This is a genomic window from Kribbella sp. NBC_01245, assembly GCF_036226525.1.
Classification (GTDB): Bacteria; Actinomycetota; Actinomycetes; order Propionibacteriales; family Kribbellaceae; genus Kribbella.
On sequence record NZ_CP108487.1, the window covers coordinates 5,354,612 to 5,370,289 of the forward strand.

At 67.8% G+C, this 15,678-nt stretch carries 18 protein-coding genes; 3 read left to right on the forward strand and 15 right to left on the reverse strand.

The genetic code is table 11. The annotated features are described in order from the left end of the window. Positions 1-35: 35 nt before the first annotated feature. From OG394_RS24140 to OG394_RS24150, 3 genes are all read right to left on the reverse strand, one after another. The gene (locus OG394_RS24140) at positions 36-818 is read right to left on the reverse strand and encodes a methyltransferase domain-containing protein (protein ID WP_328989324.1); all 783 of its coding nucleotides are present in this window, start codon (positions 816-818) and stop codon (positions 36-38) included. Positions 819-984: 166 nt separating this feature from the next. Next, on the reverse strand, positions 985-1,419 hold the full coding sequence (locus OG394_RS24145) for a hypothetical protein (RefSeq protein WP_328989325.1): 435 nt from the start codon (positions 1,417-1,419) through the stop codon (positions 985-987). Positions 1,420-1,498: 79 nt separating this feature from the next. Continuing rightward, the gene (locus tag OG394_RS24150; protein WP_328989326.1) at positions 1,499-1,858 is read right to left on the reverse strand and encodes a nuclear transport factor 2 family protein; all 360 of its coding nucleotides are present in this window, start codon (positions 1,856-1,858) and stop codon (positions 1,499-1,501) included. A gap of 114 nt (positions 1,859-1,972) precedes the next feature. On the opposite strand from OG394_RS24150, the gene OG394_RS24155 reads away from it, so the two are divergent. Together OG394_RS24155 and OG394_RS24160 are read left to right on the forward strand one after the other, a co-directional pair. Next, positions 1,973-2,779 carry a helix-turn-helix domain-containing protein gene (locus tag OG394_RS24155; protein ID WP_328989327.1) on the forward strand — a complete coding sequence of 269 codons (807 nt, stop codon included), beginning with the start codon at positions 1,973-1,975 and terminating at the stop codon, positions 2,777-2,779. Beyond that, a complete protein-coding gene (locus OG394_RS24160; RefSeq protein ID WP_328989328.1) occupies positions 2,776-3,291 on the forward strand; it encodes a DinB family protein in 516 nt (171 codons plus the stop codon). The genes OG394_RS24155 and OG394_RS24160 overlap by 4 nt, the downstream gene beginning before the upstream one ends. Here the strand turns inward: OG394_RS24160 and OG394_RS24165 are convergent. The 5 genes from OG394_RS24165 to OG394_RS24185 all read right to left on the reverse strand — a co-directional run bounded on the left by OG394_RS24165 (position 3,288) and on the right by OG394_RS24185 (position 6,667). Next, positions 3,288-3,872, reverse strand: coding sequence for a DUF2867 domain-containing protein (locus OG394_RS24165; RefSeq protein WP_328989329.1), 585 nt, complete (start codon positions 3,870-3,872; stop codon positions 3,288-3,290). The two genes, OG394_RS24160 and OG394_RS24165, sit on opposite strands and share 4 nt — an antisense overlap. Before the next feature lie 16 nt (positions 3,873-3,888). Continuing rightward, positions 3,889-4,509 (reverse strand): TetR/AcrR family transcriptional regulator, encoded by a 621-nt coding sequence (locus tag OG394_RS24170; RefSeq protein ID WP_328989330.1) that lies wholly within the window; start codon positions 4,507-4,509, stop codon positions 3,889-3,891. Next, complete coding sequence (locus tag OG394_RS24175; protein ID WP_328989331.1) at positions 4,496-4,984, reverse strand: hypothetical protein; 489 nt, start codon at positions 4,982-4,984, stop codon at positions 4,496-4,498. Before OG394_RS24175 ends, OG394_RS24170 begins: the two co-directional genes overlap by 14 nt. A gap of 208 nt (positions 4,985-5,192) precedes the next feature. Continuing rightward, the gene (locus tag OG394_RS24180) at positions 5,193-6,152 is read right to left on the reverse strand and encodes a hypothetical protein (RefSeq protein ID WP_328989332.1); all 960 of its coding nucleotides are present in this window, start codon (positions 6,150-6,152) and stop codon (positions 5,193-5,195) included. Continuing rightward, on the reverse strand, positions 6,149-6,667 hold the full coding sequence (locus tag OG394_RS24185) for a SigE family RNA polymerase sigma factor (RefSeq protein ID WP_328989333.1): 519 nt from the start codon (positions 6,665-6,667) through the stop codon (positions 6,149-6,151). Before OG394_RS24185 ends, OG394_RS24180 begins: the two co-directional genes overlap by 4 nt. A gap of 188 nt (positions 6,668-6,855) precedes the next feature. Between OG394_RS24185 and OG394_RS24190 the strand changes: the two genes are divergently transcribed. Beyond that, positions 6,856-8,082, forward strand: a complete 1,227-nt coding sequence (locus tag OG394_RS24190; RefSeq protein WP_328989334.1) for a hypothetical protein — start codon at positions 6,856-6,858, stop codon at positions 8,080-8,082. A 48-nt stretch (positions 8,083-8,130) separates the two neighbouring features. On the opposite strand, the gene OG394_RS24195 is transcribed toward OG394_RS24190, so the two are convergent. From OG394_RS24195 to OG394_RS24225, 7 genes are all read right to left on the reverse strand, one after another. Continuing rightward, positions 8,131-8,886: a hypothetical protein gene (locus tag OG394_RS24195; protein ID WP_328989335.1), complete on the reverse strand. Its 756-nt coding sequence runs from the start codon at positions 8,884-8,886 to the stop codon at positions 8,131-8,133. 188 nt (positions 8,887-9,074) lie between these two features. Then, on the reverse strand, positions 9,075-9,881 hold the full coding sequence (locus OG394_RS24200) for a hypothetical protein (protein ID WP_328989336.1): 807 nt from the start codon (positions 9,879-9,881) through the stop codon (positions 9,075-9,077). Then, entirely contained in the window at positions 9,878-10,411 is a 534-nt protein-coding gene (locus tag OG394_RS24205; RefSeq protein ID WP_328989337.1) for a SigE family RNA polymerase sigma factor, read from the reverse strand. Before OG394_RS24205 ends, OG394_RS24200 begins: the two co-directional genes overlap by 4 nt. Positions 10,412-10,486: 75 nt before the next feature. After that, positions 10,487-11,758 carry a GGDEF domain-containing protein gene (locus OG394_RS24210; protein ID WP_328989338.1) on the reverse strand — a complete coding sequence of 424 codons (1,272 nt, stop codon included), beginning with the start codon at positions 11,756-11,758 and terminating at the stop codon, positions 10,487-10,489. Between the two features lie 183 nt (positions 11,759-11,941). Beyond that, a complete protein-coding gene (locus OG394_RS24215) occupies positions 11,942-13,486 on the reverse strand; it encodes a helicase HerA-like domain-containing protein (protein WP_328989339.1) in 1,545 nt (514 codons plus the stop codon). A gap of 24 nt (positions 13,487-13,510) precedes the next feature. Continuing rightward, positions 13,511-15,130, reverse strand: a complete 1,620-nt coding sequence (locus tag OG394_RS24220) for a PH domain-containing protein (RefSeq protein WP_328989340.1) — start codon at positions 15,128-15,130, stop codon at positions 13,511-13,513. Continuing rightward, positions 15,127-15,609, reverse strand: coding sequence for a PH domain-containing protein (locus OG394_RS24225; protein WP_328989341.1), 483 nt, complete (start codon positions 15,607-15,609; stop codon positions 15,127-15,129). The genes OG394_RS24220 and OG394_RS24225 overlap by 4 nt, the downstream gene beginning before the upstream one ends. Positions 15,610-15,678: the final 69 nt, after the last annotated feature.

The window sequence follows — 15,678 nt, forward strand, 5'->3', positions numbered from 1 at the left end:
CTTGGTCACTCATCCGGCTGCTTGTCGCTAGCCGACTAAAGCGCAGCGGCTACGAAGAGATAGCGGTTCAGGCTGAAGAAGTACCCCGGGCCGAGGGAGATCAGGTCATCAGCCCACGCATGGGCGACCTCCTCGGTAATGCCGGAGCGGCCGGTGACGAAGTTGGCGACGATGTCGACCAGCCCGCCGCTGTACGTCCACGGGTCGTAGCCCGCGTTGAGCATCGGCACGACCTGGCGATGGGTGACCGTGAAACCCGCCGCGCTGAGCTTGTCGCCGAGGGTTCGCGGTAGATGCGGATCGGTGAGGTGCTCCTCGAAGACGGCCAGTACCTTGTGCATGCGGGCGTCGTCGCGGGAGCGCCAGACGATCGACTCCCAGTCGGTGTCGAGCAGGATCACCCGGCCGGCCGGCCGCAGCACCCGGCGGATCTCGGCGAGCGCGCCCGCCACGTCATCGACGTACTCGAAGACCTGGGTCGAGACCACCACGTCGAAACTCCCCGGGCCGAACGGGATTCGCGTGGCCGGGGCCAGCTCGAGCTCGATCGAGCGGCGGCCGGGCACGTCCGCGCGGGTGCCGGCGATGGCGAGCATGCTCTCGCTGATGTCGATCCCGCAGACGCGGCCTTCGGTGCCGACCTCCTCGGCCATCTCCGCCGCGAGCAGGCCCGGTCCGACGCCGACGTCGAGGACCCGGTCGCCGGGGCGCAGGGCCAGCGCGTACCGCACTACCCGGCGTTGCTCGATCACATCGGGCGTGGTGTAGACCGCCTCGATCTGCCTGGATATCTGCGGATCGAACTGGAGGTTGCTCATTCCTCACCTTTCCGGCGCCTTCGCAGGGCCGAGACCACCATCGTGCTGGGTCCACTGTCCTCCCAATAGGCCTGTCTCGCAGCAACCGGCACTCGACAGTCCGATCTCCGTTACGTGAAAACGCCCGTAGAACCTGTTGCCAGGCTCTACGGGCGTTCGTCGGGGATCAGCGGCGAAGGGCGTTGAACTGAAGCTCGGCGAGGACCGCCACGGCGGCGGCCTGTACGGCGATGACGATGGTGCCGAGCGTCGTCAGGTCCGGCCCGGCGAAGATCACCGCCACACTCGCGACCACCCAGGCGGCGTTGACCGGGATGACCTCGCGCAGCGCCGTACGACGAACTGCCGGGCGGCGGGCGATCAGCAGCAGACCGGCCGTCCATCCCAGCAGGAACAGCCCGACGCCGAGGCTGAGGCCGACCGGCAGACCCAGCAGTTCGGACAACCCGATCGGGCCTTCGAGAACGACCCCGGCCAGGAGCAGCAGGGCCCCGAGCGCCCCAGAGGCCAACGCGTCCAGGCGCAGAACTCCGGTCAGGAAACGGCTCTCGACCGTCTCGGCGGCACTGGCATTGGCGTCGGCGTTGGCATAGGTGCTCATGGCAATCTTCTCCTTAGCGAGATCGGACAACGAGGGATCGGGCACGGCCGGGATCAGCTAGCGGGATCAGTCGGCGTGATCAGGCCGCGGGCGGGGCGAAGTCGATGAAGCCGACCACCTCGGACAGCCGGCCGTCGTCGGCGACGGTGACGCAGTCGATTCCGCCGGCGACGGGCGGCTGACCGTCGGCCGCAAGCTCCCAGCCCCAGCGGAGCCGATCGTGGTGGCTGTCGACCTCGCCGACGAGGCGGAAGGTGTGGGCGGGGAAGAGCTCGTGGGCGGTGTCGACCAGCTCGAACAGGCCGGTGTGCCCGGTGACGTCGAACATCGGGTCCACGAAGGTGCCGTCCGTGGTCCAGAGCTCTTCGATGATCTTGCGGCGGGTGTCCGCGTCGTTCTCGTTCCACATTGCGAAGTACTGGGTGGCCAGGGCGTTCATCGAAAGCTCCTCATTCGGTTCGAAGTGATACGAGAAGCTTCGGGCCGAACGTCCCAGCGGTCGATGACGTCAGAGGTAATGGCGGCAACCACCTGACGGGTTAGGTTCGAGCACATGACGGCGACCGCGGAACATACCTTTCAGCGCCCGGTGGGCGAGCTGCTACGCGGCTGGCGCGAGCGGCGGCGGCTGAGCCAGCTCGATCTGGCCAACCAGGTCGAGGTGTCCGCGCGGCACGTCAGCTTCGTCGAGACCGGCCGGTCCAAGCCGAGTCGCGAGATGGTGTTGCGCCTGGCCGAGCACCTCAACGTTCCGCTGCGCGACCGGAATCAGCTGCTGCTCGCCGCGGGATACGCCCCGGTGTACAGCGAGGCCTCGCTGCATTCGCCGGCGATGTTGTCGATCCGCGAGGCGCTGCGACGGTTGCTCAAGGCCCACGACCCGTTTCCCGCGCTGGTGGTCGACCGCTGGTGGAACCTGGTCGAGGCCAACGACGGCATGCGGATCTTCACCGAGGGAGTCGCACCCGAGCTGCTGAAGCCGCCCATCAACGCGCTGCGGCTCACGCTGCATCCCGAAGGCATGGCCCAACGCGTGATCAACCTCGGCGAGATCCGCGCACACGTGCTGAGCCGGTTGCACCGCCAGGTCGTCAGTACGGCGGATCCGGAGCTGCAGGACTTGTACGACGAACTGCGCGGCTATCCGTGCGACCAGGTCGAGCCGTTACTCGAGTTGCCCGGGCCGGGCGAGGTCGTCGTACCAATGCGGGTGCGGTTCGGCGATCAGGAGCTGGCCTTCCTCAGTACGGTCGCCACCTTCGGCACGCCCTTGGACATCACCGTCTCCGAATTGGTGATCGAGTCGTTCTTCCCCGCCGACGAGGCCACCGCCCAGGCTCTGCGAGAGTTGGCGGCATGATCCAGGAACCAAGTCGCGCGTTGACCGACACGAGGGAACTCCACCTCGGCTATCTCGACTACTACCGGTCGATCGTCGAGAGCAAGCTCCGGGGCCTATCCGACGACGAGCTGCGGCGCACGCGATTGCCGTCGGGCTGGTCGCCGTTGGAACTGCTGAAACACCTTGTTTTCATGGAAAGGCGCTGGTTCCGTTGGGGTATTGCCGGCGAGGCGGTCGACGGGCCGTGGGACGACCACGCGGACGGCAAGCCCGACGGCGAGTGGCAGCTGGCCGACGACGATGACCTGCCGAGTCTGCTGGCCGCCTTGCACGCGGGTGGCGAGAAAACTCGCGCGATCCTGACCGGCGTCGAGTTGGACGCCGCGGGCAAGCCCGGTGGCAGGTTCACCGCGGATCAGACGGCCACGGTGAACTGGGTGTGCTTCCACGTCCTCGAGGAGTACATGCGCCACACCGGCCATCTCGACATCGCCCGCGAACTCGCCGACGGCGTGATCGGCGAGGTCTAACGCGGGGCGTTGGCCTTCCATTCGCGACCGATGTCGCGCATCAGGGGCGGGTAGACGAAGAGGTGCCGGAACGGGCCGATCGCGGCCATGTACGCCTTGCCGAACAGGCCGTTCGGCTTGACCAGCACTGCCATCTGGCCGCGATACCCACCGTCCTCGTCCTGGACCCAGCCGAGCTGGAGAACCCCGTGCACGGTTTTGTTCGCCATCTCCGCGACCAACTCGTCGTCCGTCAGGAAGACCGGGGTGAAGGGCAGCTTGTCGTACTCGGGGCCGACCGGTCCCTCGCGCAGGTCGGCCGGTAGCCGGTCGCGCAGCTTCGGCACGCGGGAGCCGACGCCGGCCTTCGGGTCGTCCCAGCCGAGCAGCGCGCCAAGCTTCCAGCGGATGGCGAAGAGCAGCCGGGCTATCCCGGACGAGTTGTCCCCGGTGTCGCCGCCGGCGAACTGCTGAACCAATCGCGGGAAGTCATCCGGACCACCCGGCGTCGGCAACGCCCAGACGTCGTACACGCGGAAGTCGGGCGCGATCTCGTGGACCCGCCAGGGCCGGTCGGTGTGTGCGCTGTTCGGGAGCTTCATGTTCTCCGCCTTCCGTCTAAGAACGTTTAGTGGCAAGGGGATCGAGGCCGAGTACGCCGGATGCGGCGCGGGCCGCGAGTAGTTCGTCGTGCGGGGCCTGACCGGCCATGGCGATCACGGTGCCCTCGAGCGCTCCGACGAAGGCGAGGCCGAGAGCCTTGGCCGGCGGCCCGGGCGGAATCGTTCCGGCTTTGCGCGCGGCCTTGATTAGGCCTATGCAACGCGTGGTCAGTAGCTCGTACGCTTGCTCAACCCTGGTTCCGACGGGATGGTCTTGGCCGGCGAACTCCACGCGCAGCGCGACCGCCACGCGAGCGATATCCCGTCGGCAGAAGACCGCGTGACCGCGTGCGAGTGCGAGCAGCGCGGCGACCGGCTCCGACTCCTTCGCGACGAGCGTGCCAACCTCCGCGTCCCAGGTCTCGAGGACCCACTCGAACACGGCAACCGTCAACTCCTGCTTGTCCTTGAACTGGTGGTAGAGCGCGCCACGCGTATACCCGGCGTCCCTCGCCACCTGCTCGAGCACGAGATTGCCGTACCCATACCGCGACAGCCCTCGCGCAGCCGACTCAAGCAACGCGACCCGCGACCGCGCCCGCCGATCCGCCTGCGTCAACCCATCAACCCCGCCCATCGCCACCCACCTCCGCCGTACCGTCGACAGCCTTCGCGGTGATGAGACGTCGGGCTGTACGACGATGCGCCACGCCAACGACCGCCCAGAGGAGCCGCGCGATCGGCCGCTCGTACGTCAGCAGGGTGGTGAAAGTCCTTGTAGACAAGCCGATATTGCGACCGACCACGATCACGTGCATCAAGGGCAGGGTCTGCTCAAGGTGAACGACGTCGGCATTGGACTCGATGACCTTGAAGCCGGCTATCCCGTCGGAATCGGGCGTCCTACCAACGCCGAGCAACGAGGTGATCCGCTTGACCAAAGCCGGCGAGTCCGCCAGCCCAGCCCGCACCCACGCCTCAGGCGCATCGCGATCCGCTTCACCCAACTCCACCTCAACGGCATCCGCGTAATCAAACCGCCTCCCACTCGCGATCGGATCCGTCACCCCGACCTGCCGAACGTTCTCGATCACCCGCTGCTCTAGGTCCATACCAGCAACATACATACACGCATGTATGTTTCAAACACATCGCCCCCAAAGGTGGCAGACCACACACCAGCACACGAGACGGGCAATTTGTGGCTGGGATTGTGGTTGGGGTTGGCATACGGGCGACCTACGGATGCGCACGAACGCCGAAGCGGCCGGGCCGCCACCGAGACGGTCCGGCCGCTTCGGCGGCAGGGGAGGGGTGAACCTACGAACGCGGAGGGAGCGTCGGCAGGCTCGGCTTCGTGGTGGGGAAGGTCGGCTTCGTCGTCGGTACGGGCGGCAGCGACGGCTTGGTCGTCGGCAGGCTCGGCTTGGTGGTCGGGACCGGCAGGCTCGGCTTACCCGGCAGGGTCGGCTTCGTCGTCGGGACAGGCGGCAGAGTCGGCAGTGACGGCTTGTCCGACGGGGCCGGCAGCGACGGCTTGGACGTCGGCACCGAGGGCACGCACGGCTCTACCGGCGGGATGGTCGGCTTGCCCGGCAGAGACGGCTTGCCCGTCGGGACCGGCAGGCTCGGCTTACCCGGCAACGTCGGGTTGGTGGTCGGCACGGGCGGCAGCGTCGGCTTACCCGGGAGCGTCGGCTTGGTCGTGGGGACCGGCGGCAGCGTCGGGATAGACGGCGTCGGCACGTTGCCCGCACCAGAACCACCAGCAACCGGCTTGGTCGGCAGCGACGGGATAGTCGGCTTACCCGGCAACGTCGGCTTGGTCGTCGGCACGGGCGGCAGCGTCGGCTTGCCCGGCAACGTCGGCTTAGTAGTCGGTACAGGCGGCAGCGTCGGCAAGGACGGCTTCCCCGGCAGGGTCGGCTTCGTCGCCGGGACTGGAGGCAGGGTCGGCTTGCCCGGGATCGACGGCTTGTCCGTCGGGAGGCAGGTCGGCACGTTCGACGGCAGGCTGGTCGGTACGTCCGACGGCAAGCCGACCGGAGGCTTCGGCTTGTCGCCGCCGAGGCCCGCGATCGCCCGGCCGAGGTCGGCCGGACCACCCACGGCCATCGAGACGCTGGCCACGGTGCCGGCCAGCAGGGTCACGCCGCCCGTGGCGAGGCCGCGCCGGACCCAGGCCAGCCGGCGGCCGCGCCGCATCAGCTCGGTGGTGTCCGGCTGCCACGGCTCGATCTCGTAGTCGAGCGCGTCGCGCACCCGGTGCTCGTCGGTCATCGGTGTCCTCCAACAGTGGTATCGATCAGGTCAGGTGACAGCCGCAGTTTGGCCAGCGCCCGGGACGCGGTGCTCTTCACCGTGCCGTTGGCGAGGCCGAGGAGGTTGGCGGTCTCCTGCTCCGAGAGGTCCTGCGTGTACCGCAGCACGACCACTGCCCGCTCCTTCGCGGTCAGTGCGCCGAGCGCGGACAGGACCGACTCCCGCGTCTGCACTCCGGGGGCGAAATCCGATTCGGTCCGGTGGTCCCAGTCGTTGTCGACTGGATCACTCGGCAGCTCCTGCGACCAGCGTCGCTTGACCTGCGTCAGGAACCGGTTCACCACCGCGCGCCGGACATAGCGGAGAGGATCGTCACCCACCTTGTGCCACTTGGGGTAGCACCGCATCAGGGCTTGCTGGACCAAGTCCTCGGCGGTATGCCGATCGCCGCACAACATCTCGGCGAAGCGAAGCAACTGGGTCGACTGGGCCTGTACGAAAAGTTCGAAGTCGGCATCGCCGGCCCGGGTCATCGAGTCTCCTCTGCGTCCGTCACACCTGTCTTAACCACTTGGAGTAAGCGTTCGGTTCTGCCCTGTCGCCAAATACTTCCCAGAAATTTTCTTTCGCTCTATGCAAAAGCCCGGAAGGTTTGTCACATTAGGTCACCCGGCTCTCACACCGGGTCAGCGTCCCCCATCACGCGCGGAGGTTCCAAGTCATGCGGATCAAACTCTCCAGGCGAAGTACCCAGGCGGCCGCCCTCGCCGTTCTCGCATTGGCACTCGCCACCCCTGCCACCCTGCCCAGCTCCGCGGGCACGACGGATGTTCCCGCGTCTGCCGCCCAGTCCCCCGCCCTCACGCCCGGCGCGGGCTCCAGCAACGTCGTACTCGACGGCGATCGCATCATCCTCGGCGCGGCCCGCGCGTCCGCCGGCTCGGCCGGTATCCGCCAGCGCACGGGTATCGCGAACCTGGCGGAGACCCGATTCGGTACGCCGACCGCGGCCGTGGTGGTCGGGTTCACCGCCGGTACTCCGGAAGGTGGCTCGGCCGAGGTCGACGTACGGGCCTTGGTGAACGGGCGTTGGACCGAGTGGACCCCGGCGGCGGCCGGCGAGCCGACTGCCTTGGCCGCACCGAGTGACCTGGTCCAGTTGCGGATCATCGTGGTCGCGCCGGCGAACGTCGCGAGCCCGTGGGTCAGCGGTGTCAGCGCGCGCCCGGCCGCGACCGCCAATGCCCCGGCGATGGGCATCATGGCGGCGCCGTTGGTGTCGCGCGTGTACGCCACCCGGGAAGGCCTGGTCGGCGGTACGACGGCCAACGGGCACGTCATCATCAACCGGGACCACTTCGTCGCACTGCCGTCACGGCGTGGTCTGGCGAACAACGGCTCGGGCAATTACTCGGTGAAGGTGTGCGTTGGTGGACGCTGCGCCTTCGAACCGGTGTGGGACGTCGGCCCGTGGAACACCAAGGACGACTACTGGAACCCGAGCAGCATCCGCGAGATGTGGAAGGACCTGCCGCAGGGCCGGCCCGAGGCGCAGGCGGCGTACCAGAACGGCTACAACGGCGGGAAGGACCAGTTCGGCCGCACGGTCGCGAACCCGGCTGGGATCGACCTGGCCGACGGTACGTTCTGGGACGCGCTCAAGCTGTCCAACAACGCCTGGGTGGACGTGACGTACCTGTGGACGGGTGACGGCGGCCGCGGCACTGTGTCGATCAGCTCGGGCTATCTGAACGTACGGAACGCTACGAACTCCACTGGCGCCATCGTCGGCATGGCGGGCAAGTCGGCCCAGGTGACGGTTGAATGCCAGACGACGGGCCAGAGCATCACTGGTTCGCAAGGCACCACGAATGTGTGGTTGCGGGTCCATGCCGGGATGTACGTCTCGAAGGCGTGGATCAACACGGGCACGCATCCGGCCTGCTAATGAGCGCGCGTGTTCCGGGGATCCTGGGGGTCCCCGGAACACGTGGTTTCACTTCTGGTGCAGGGGATCCGTCTTGCTCTCCGGGAACGACGCGATCAGCCGGTTGTTCTCGTCGTACGTGAAGACGCCGCGCTCTGGCATCTTCTCTCCGGCCGTTTCGGGGAACTGGATGAACGACAACGACCAGCCGGCTATGCCCTTGAGGCGGTAGACCCTGCCTTCGTAATACTTGCCGCCCTCGGTGTAGATCACCCGGCGCGGCATGCCCCGGAAGACCGAGGACGTCGCACCGCCGGAACTCTGCAGGCCGGGGGAACGGCCGTCGCCGATGTTCGCGTTGCCGACCGTGCCGCGGCAGCCGAAATGTTCGAAGTACCCCTTGGTCAGGTCGTCCCAGTGGCTGATGCACCACTTCGTGCCCTTGGTCTCGAACCGCACGCCAGGGGCGAGCTGCACTTGGCCCTTGACCGGGATCACCCCGACCGGCCGGGCTCCGATCGGGCCGCCGGGTGTCCATTTCCTCTTGCCTGGCTTGGCCTTGGCGACGGAGTGACCGTCCTGCGCGGCGGCGGTCGTGGGCACGTTGGGTGCCGGATCCGGCCCGCCGGCGACCGGCGTACCAGCTGGGCCCTTCGTCGCGAACCCGGTGATGGCAATACCCGCCACGGCCAGGGATGCGCATGCGGTGACGGCATACCGCCCGGCGCGGCGGCGCTTCGCACCCGCGACCAATTCGGCCGGCGCCAACGTGGGCGAATCGGCGTCGAGGTCGTGGATCTCCTGGATCAACTTGCTATCGTCCACGGCGGTTTCTCCTTTGAAATAAGGGCTTCTCACCACCAAAGACGCAACCCCTACACCAAAGGTTCTCCCCGAACGACTTTTGCGTTCATTCGTCGGAATCCGCCCTCTCAGGCAGTGCGGACCAGCACAGGAGCGGGCGAGAAGAGGGCGGATTCCGACGAATGAACGCAAAAGTAGGCTGCACCGTCTTAACAGCCGTGGTTGATGTGGGCGCAGGTTTGTTCGCCCCACATGAGGGTGTGCGTGCGGACAACCGAGTCGTCCGAGCGCAGTAGGCGGACCTGGATCTTGGCGCGATCGACCTCACTCCGGCCTTCGGGAGTCGGCTCTGCCTCGCGGTACTGGATGATCCAGTAGTCGCCCACGTTCTCCGCGACCCGCGTAACTCCACCAGGGAAGGTGTAGCTGACCTTGGCCACCCCTGCCGGACGTTTACCGGCGGCCCAGAAATACCCGTACGGCTTGGACTTCACGGTGATCGTCAAACCGCTCACCTCGAACGCACTCGCATCGCCGGCCGAAGGCGGTGCCAACTTACGGGCCTTGAGCAACGAAACCGTGGCCGATTCCCCAACGGCGCGACTGTTGTCGCAGGCAACCCAGGCCTTGGCGTCCGCGAAGATCACGGTGGACCCGATCGGCCCGGCGAGATTCGCGACCGGCGGCCCGGTGAGCTTCGGCAACTGCCCTGGCTCGGGATAGGCCTTCAGCTCGGCCCGGCAGGCCGCGAGCGCCTCCGCACCACCGGTCGTTCGAACCGCCGTCGGCTTGGGCCGAGGCGTCTCCGCAGCCGGACCTGGCTCGGCCCCCGGCGTACCAGAAGTGAAAGCGATGACCGCGACCACGGCGACCACTGCGGCCGAGGCGACACCAGCTGCGGCGGCACGCCTGGTACGGCGTCGGCGGTGCGCGCCGGCGATGACGCGGGCCGGGTCCAGCGGTGTACTCTCCTCGGGCAGGTCGCGAAGGGCCTGGCGAAGTTCGTTGTTGCTCATGCCCGCTCCTCCACATAGAGGTCGGCCAGCTCCGGCGTAGCCCGCAATTTCGCGAGGGCCCGGCTGGTCGTGCTCTTCACGGTCCCGAGGGCGACACCGAGGATCGCGGCGGTCTCGGCCTCACTGAGGTCCTCCACGAATCGCAGCACCACCGCGGCACGCTCTCGCCGCGTCAACTGGTTGAGCGCGCTGGTGAGAACCACACGACGCTGTACGCCGAGGGCTGGATCCGCGACCTGGGCGATCGGACCGAACTCCAGGTCAGTCGTCGTACCGATCGGCCGCTCGCGCCAGGGCTTTCGGCGCAGCCACGAGAGATGCTGGTTGACCACGGCCTGGCGGACGTACCCGAAAGGGTCGCCGAGCTCGATCCGGTCCCAGCGCAGATAGGCCTTCTCCAAGGCGGTCTGCACCAGGTCCTCGGCGAGACCGGCGTCGCCGCAGAGCATCCGGGCGATATGCACCAGCCGCGCCGATCGTGCCAGGACGAAGGCGGTGAAGTCCTCGTCCCGACCGGCTCCCTGCCGCATCTGAGCTCCTGTCGGTCAACGCTGGTTCAGACTCAAAGACGCCCGCGATGCCGGAAAGGTTCTGCCCCAGATGCTTTAGCTGAGGGGAACGCACTCGGCGGCCCGGCGCACCCGGTCCCGCCCGGCGGCCTTCGCGGCGTACATCGCCCTGTCCGCGCTGTGCAGCAGCCCGTCCAGCGAGACGCCGTCATCGGGCGAGACGGCCACGCCGATCGAGACGGTGAGGCAGAAGTCCTCCGGCAGCAGGCCAGGGTCGTCGAGCACGCCCGCGCACATCGCCGCGAGCGGGCTGGCCGCGACCGCGCTGCGCAGGCGGTTCGCGGTCACGGTCGCGTCGCTCAGGTCGGTCCCGGGCAGGGCGATCACGAACTCCTCGCCGCCGAATCGCCCGATCACGTCCTTGGTCCGGATCGCGCCGCGCAGGATCGTCGCGATCGCGCGCAACGCCTCGTCACCAACGAGGTGCCCGTGTTGATCATTGATCAGCTTGAAGTGGTCGATGTCGATCAGCAGTACGGCGAGCGGCTCGCGCTGGTTCAGCGTGCTGCGCAACAACTCCTCGGTCCGGCGGCGCCACCAGTCGATCCGGGCCAGGCCGGTCTTCGGATCGGTCTGCGCTTCGCTCTCCAACTGGCCGAACAGCAACGCCCGCTGCGCACTCAGGGCGATCGGAATGGCCAGCACGGCCGCCCACGGATTCGCCAGCGTGGCAGCGGCGACCAGACAACCGAGGCTCGCGGCCGTCCCGTCCACGCAGAGGTCGTCAAGGCCACCGATGGCCTGGCGCCGAGTACTGCCCGGGACGATCTGGGTGATGGCCACCGCGCAAAGCAGGGCGTCGGTCACGAAGAAAGCGGTGGCGGCCGCGACCATCGCGACGATCCGCGCAGAGGCGCCCGTGCCGAGGGCTTCGAGCACCATGGTCTGAGCCGTATGCGCGAGCCCGGTCGCGAGCACCAGCACGGCCGTCGAGAAGGCCCAGCGGTACGGCACGCAGCGGCCGGCCCGGATCCGCCACCAACTCCGCAGCACCAGGACGACCACGATCGCGAGCGCGGGATGCAGCACCACGGCGGCGGCGACCATCCAGGCCGGCGCGAGGTCCTTGTGCAAGGGCCCAGGCCGACGGCGGCGGCTCTCGACCCGGCGCGCGCCTTCGACCGCGACAAGCGCCGAACCGGTCAGTGCGAGGGCGACCTGCAGGCCGTCGAGCGAGGGCAGATCCGCGAAGGCGTAGACCGTGTATCCGATGCCGAGGACGTCCACGAACAGCACAAGAATGAACGCTGGGACCGTCAGCGTCCACAGCGCCCAATACCGGACCGCTCGCCTACCCTCCGCAATCATCCATTCCACGGTACGACGGGATCAGCGTCATGCCACCCGAGTACGGCCTGTCCCGGGTGACGATGTGGTGACATTCCGCGACTTTTGTAAGACCCGGACAAAGTTGAAGGTTTTCCTTGTGGATAAGGCCTTGATCGAGCGTTTGATCGATCTACAGCCCTTGTCCCGTCAGCGTTTGGCCCGTCAGCGTTTGCGGCGGGCGGCACCGAACAGGCCGCGGACGATCTCCCGGCCGGCCGAGCGCGCGAACTGCTTGAACGCGGACGACCCGACCACCTGCTCGACCATCGACTTCTCCTGCTTCGCCCTCGGCGCAGGCTTCGCCTCTTCCGGCTTGGCCTCCTTGGCCGCCGCTTCGGCCTCGGCCTGTGCAGCGCCCGCCTCGAGCTTCGCCGTCAACTTCTCGTACGCCGACTCGCGGTCGACCACCTCGGCGTACTTGCTCGAGTTCGGCGAGGCCTGCACCGCGGCCGCCATCTGCTCGGGGCTGGCGGGCGCCATCAGCGACTGCGGCGCGCGCAACCGGGTCCACGCGACCGGTGTCGGCGCGCCCTTCTCGTTCATCACCGTCACGACCGCCTCGCCGATACCCAGGCTGGTGAGCACCTCGCTCAGGTCGTACGACGAGTTGGGGAACGTCGAAACCGTCGCCTTCAGCGCCTTGGCGTCGTTCGGCGTGTGCGCGCGGAGTTGGTGCTGCACCCGCGAGCCGAGCTGCGCGAGCACATCGTCGGGCACGTCCTTCGGGGTCTGCGTGACGAAGAAGACGCCGACGCCCTTCGACCGGATCAGCCGCACGGTCTGCGCGATCGAGTCCAGGAAGGCCTTCGACGCGTCATCGAAGAGCAGATGCGCCTCGTCGAAGAAGAACACCAGCTTCGGCTTGTCCACATCGCCCACCTCGGGCAGATCGTGGAAGAGGTCGGCCAGCAGCCACATCAGGAACGTCGAGAACAGCGCGGGCCGATCCTGCACGTTCGGCAGCTCGAGCAGCGAGACGACACCCTTGCCGTCGGTCACCCGGAGCAGGTCGGCCGTGTCGAACTCGGTCTCACCGAAGAACGCGTCGGCGCCCTGGTCGGCGAACCCGATCAGCGCACGCAGGATCACCCCGGCGGTCGCACTGGACAATCCGCCCAGGGACTTCAGGTCTTCCTTGCCCTCGTCGCTGGTCAGGTGCTGGATGACCGCACGCAAGTCCTTCAGGTCGAGCAGTGGCAGGCCCTGCTTGTCCGCGTAGTGGAAGATCAGGCCGAGCGACGACTCCTGTACGTCGTTCAGTCCGAGCACCTTGGACAGCAACACCGGGCCGAACGACGTGATGGTCGCGCGGATCGGCACGCCGGTGCCCTGGCCGCCGAGGGTGTAGAACTCGGACGGGAAACCCACGCCGGTCCACTCCTGGCCGATGGTCTTGGTCCGGGCGAGCAGCTTCTCGCTCTCCTGGCCGGGCTGCGAGATGCCGGACAGGTCGCCCTTGATGTCGGCCGCGAAGACCGCGACACCGGCGGACGAGAGCTGCTCCGCCATCAGCTGCAAGGTCTTGGTCTTACCGGTACCGGTCGCGCCCGCGACCAGCCCATGCCGGTTGACCATCGACAGCGGAATACGGACCGCGGCCGCCGGATCCGGCGTCCCGTCCACCAGGAGAGCGCCCAGCTCGATGGCCGGCCCCTCGAACGCATAACCCTGCTTGACGGTTTCGGCAACATCCTTCGACTCAGCCATGGCCAGACTCTAATCGGCCCACGCTCATTCCCGCAGGAACGGCTCCAGCAGTTCGGGAACCGCTTCGCGAGCGAAAAGCAGACCCTCTCCGGCGGCAGCGTCGTACACGGAATAGCCACCGGGCCCGGCCGCCGTGGTGGCCGTGAGCGTGAGCAGGCCCGCGCGGCGCTGGAAGACGGACTGCTTGATGGTCCAGCCGATGACGCCGTCTCGTTGCAACGCGACGGTCGACCGGCGGACCGTGCCCGAGCGCGCCACCAGATAGTCGCCCGACAAGGCATGCCCGAGTGAGCGATAGGCGTCCCGCGCCAGCAGGAAGGCCGTCGGCGCGAGCACCACTGCCGCGATCCACGCGAGATGGAGGAACACAGGCGTAAGCCAGAGACCGAGGATGAGGAGTACGGCGATGAACGCGGCAGCCGATCCGTACGCCCAGCGCAAACGTCGTCCGTACGCCGCGCGAGGATGCCCGATCAGGCGAGCCGCCTCGGTTGGTGAGACCTCTTCACGCAGTACGTCGGCCGCGAGGCGATCCGCGATTGCCTTCGGCGCGGCGGGGAGGAGCGTCTTGTGGTCGGTCTTGTCGTCGTCCTTCTTCTGGGTCATGCCGGTCGCTACCGCGTCGACGCGGGCGGCACCGGCGAGCCGTACGCCGAGCGGCTCGACCACGTCGACACCGCGCAGGCGCCGCTCCTCGATCGAGATCGACCGGGTGGTGGTGAGGCCGCGGGTGACTCGCAAGGTGCCGTGCTCGCGGTCGAGCCGGTAGTTCCACCAGAGCTCGACGAACAGCGCGAGTGAGGCGATCACCCCGACGATCATCGCGATCGCCAGCAGGATCAGGATCATCGGGACCAGGCCGACGCCTTCGAATCGGTCGCCGACCCAGCCGACGACTGCCGCCTGTGCGTTGAACCATTGGGCGACCTGCATGACGACGCCGCCCGCGCCTAGGCCGAGGGCTGGTACGAGGAACGAGATCGGCGCGTATTGGATCCAGGCCGGGTCGAGGCGGGCGAGTGTGCCTTCCTCTTTGGGGTTGGGATCGCTCGGTCCGCTCTGCCCGCTCGGCCCGTTCGGCTCGCGGATGAGGAGTTCGCGGCGGAGTTGTTCGCCGGTGTGCCGGGTGAGCGGGTTGAGGGTCAGGGTGCTCTCGCCGGCTTCGGTCTTCTCGCCGGTGCCGATTTTGACGGCGACCAGGCCGAAGATGCGCAGCAGGGGGTTGGCCGTCAGGTCGACGCTGCGGATCCGCTCTCTTGCCAGGGACCGGCGCCGGATCAGGAGGATGCCGCTGTGGAGTTCGGCTCGCTCGCGGCCAATCCGGTATCGCGTCTTTCGCCAGCGTAGGTAGTCCGCGGCCGCGCTCGCCGCGATCACCAGGAGCCCGGCCGGCACCACCCAGGCGAGCGCAACACTCATCGACGTACCGCTGGAAATCCCCGCGACGGTCGGCACGGCCGCACCAATCGCAACCCCCGACATCAGGATCGCCGTCACCACGACCGTACGCCGATCCAAACTCTCCCACCCGTCGCCCTCGGCACCGCCCACGCCGTCGGCCACGTCGCTTGTCGTGGTGGCGCACGTATCGTCGGTCGTGGTGCCGACTGGGTCGGTCGTGGTGACGTTCGGGTCGTTGGTCATGTGGCGTCGCCTGGGGTGGCCTGGGTGGTTTCGGTGAGCTGCTCGGCCAACTCGGCGGCCAGCTCCTGCTCGAGCCCCTCGATCTTGACCGCGCCCTTGGCCGAGGCGGTCGTGACCGTGACCGACGCCAGTCCGAACGCCTGCTGCAACGGCCCGCGCACGGTATCGACGGTCTGGATCCGGGACATGGGCGCCACTCGCCACTCCTGCCAGAAGTACCCGGTCCGGACGTACACGGCCGTGTCGGTGACCTCCCACCGGTGGACGCGATACCACCAGACCGGCAACACGGTCAGGAACGGGATGGTGAGCACGAAAATCAGGGCCGCCGGCAACAAAAGCCAGAACCGGGCCGGCGGAATCAGCAGACCGAGCAGAACCAGCACGGCGACGACCGGGCCGAAGAACACGACCGCCTGCAGCCGCCACCAGTTCTTCGCGCGCGGGTCGAGCTCGTTGGTCGGCGGTCTCAACTTCACGGTCCCGGACATGCCCTACCCGTCTCTCGGCTCAACATCCCTCCGACCCTAATCAAGCCCCCGCTCACC